Annotated in this window: 2 protein-coding genes; both read left to right on the top strand. The window is 68.3% G+C overall.

Annotated elements, in window-relative coordinates; translation table 11 throughout:
• On the top strand, positions 1 to 1,155 hold a 1,155-nt coding region (locus tag BMY25_RS20315), incomplete at its 5' end, for a glycosyltransferase (RefSeq protein ID WP_092500099.1).
• Positions 1,148 to 2,270: UDP-galactopyranose mutase (gene glf / locus BMY25_RS20310; RefSeq protein ID WP_143062088.1), on the top strand; the 1,123-nt coding region annotated here is incomplete at its 3' end. The genes BMY25_RS20315 and glf, both read left to right, overlap by 8 nt.

The raw sequence follows: 2,270 nt of genomic DNA, 5'->3' as shown, positions 1-2,270 counted from the left end.
CCGCAGCATCTTCTGGTGCGGGCGGCGCGGGGCTTTTCCGTGGTTTTCATGGAGGAGCCGGTCTTCGCCGATGAGCCGGCGCCTCGGCTGGACGTGAGCGAGCGGCCGGGCGGGGTCCGCGTCGCGGTGCCGGTGCTGCCGCATGGGATGGGCGAGGCGGAGATCGTGGCCGCGCAGGAGCGCCTGCTGCGCTCGCTGCTGGCGACCGCGGGCGCGGATTTCACGGTGTTCTGGTACTACACGCCGATGGCGCTGGCCTTCAGTCGCGCCATGGCGCCCGACATCGTCGTCTACGACAACATGGACGAGCTTTCCGCTTTCCTCGGCGCGCCGCAGGCGCTGCTCGACATGGAGCGGGAACTCATGGCGCGCGCCGACCTGGTCTTCACCGGCGGCGTCAGCATCTTCGAGGCCAAGCAGGGCCGCCATTCCGATATTCACCCGTTCCCCAGCAGCATCGACGTCCACCATTTCGCGGGCGCGCGGCAGGGCTTGGCCGATCCGGCCGACCAGGCGGGCATTCCCCGGCCGCGTCTGGGCTTCTTCGGCGTGATCGACGAGCGCATGGACGTGGACCTGCTGGGCGAGGTCGCCGATCTGCGGCCGGACTGGCAGTTCGTGATGCTGGGCCCGGTGGTGAAGATCGACCCGGCCAGCCTGCCGCGGCGGCCCAACATCCACTGGCTCGGCGGCAAGAGCTACCCGGAACTGCCGGCCTATCTCGCCAACTGGGACCTCGGCCTGATGCCCTTCGCCATCAACGAGGCGACGCGCTTCATCAGTCCCACCAAGACGCCGGAGTTCCTGGCGGCGGGCCTGCCCGTCATCTCCACGCCGATCCGCGACGTGATCCGGCCCTATGGCGACCTCGGCCTGGTGGAGATCGCCGCGACCGCCGGGGAGATCGTGGCCCGGGCGGACGCGCTGCTCGCTGCCCCGGCCGGGGACCTCGCGCCCGACTGGCTGGCGCGGGTTGACCGGCAGCTTGCCACCACCTCCTGGGATCGCACATGGCGGGAGATGCAGCGCCAGATCGAGCGCGTCCGCACGACGAAGATCGACGCCTCCAGCGCTGCCCCGGCCAGAAGCGTCGCGGCGCGGCCGCCGGTGCCGAACCGCGCGCGCGAGATGGAAAGACAGGCCGTCGATGTATGACTGGCTGATCGTCGGCGCCGGGTTTGCCGGCAGCGTGCTTGCCGAGCGACTGGCCAGCCAGCATGGCGCGAAGGTCCTGCTGATCGACCGCCGCGAGCATGTGGGCGGCAACGCCTATGACCGTCTGGACGCGGCGGGGGTACTGATCCACCAGTACGGTCCGCACATCTTCCACACCAATTCCGAGACGGTGTTCTCCCACCTCTCGCGGTTCACCGAATGGCGGCCCTACGAGCACCGGGTGCTCGCCTCCGTCGACGGCAAGCTGGTGCCGATCCCGATCAACCGCACCACGCTGAACCTGCTCTACGAGCTGAACCTCACCACGGATGAAGAGGCCGCGGCCTTTCTCGCCAGCCGGGCGGAGCCGGTGGAGACGATCCGCACCTCCGAGGACGTGGTGGTGAGCGCGGTCGGCCGCGAGCTCTACGAGAAATTCTTCCAGGGCTACACCCGCAAGCAATGGGGGCTGGACCCGTCCGAACTCGACAAGTCCGTGACCTCCCGCGTGCCGACGCGCAGCAACACCGACGACCGCTATTTCTCCGACACCTTCCAGGCCATGCCGGCGGAAGGCTTCACGCGCATGTTCGAGCGCATGCTGGATCATCCGGGTATCACGATCCGGCTGGGCGTCGACTTTGCCGAGGTGAAGGACGAGGTCTCGTATCGCCGGCTGGTCTATACCGGGCCGATCGACGAATATTACGGCTTCCGCTTCGGTCGGCTGCCCTATCGCTCGCTGCGCTTCCGCCATGTGACGCTGGACGAGGAACGGCACCAGCCGGTGGCGGTGGTGAACTATCCGCAGACGGAAGAGTACACCCGCATCACCGAATACAAGCACCTGACGGGGCAGGTGCATCCGCAGACGAGCCTCACCTACGAGATCCCGGCGGCGGAGGGCGATCCCTATTATCCGATCCCGCGCGAGGAGAACCAGGCGATCTACCGCCGCTACGAGGCGCTGGCGCGCGAAGAGCCGGGCGTCCACTTCGTCGGCCGCCTCGCCACCTACCGCTACTACAACATGGACCAGGTCGTCGGGCAGGCACTCGCCACCTTCCGCCGCATCGACCAGGCGGAACAGGCCGGGGCGGACGAGGCGGAAACCG

It is taken from the genome of Faunimonas pinastri (genome assembly GCF_900110915.1).
Lineage (GTDB): Bacteria > Pseudomonadota > Alphaproteobacteria > Rhizobiales > Afifellaceae > Faunimonas > Faunimonas pinastri.
This window is presented reverse-complemented; position numbering and strand designations above follow the sequence as displayed.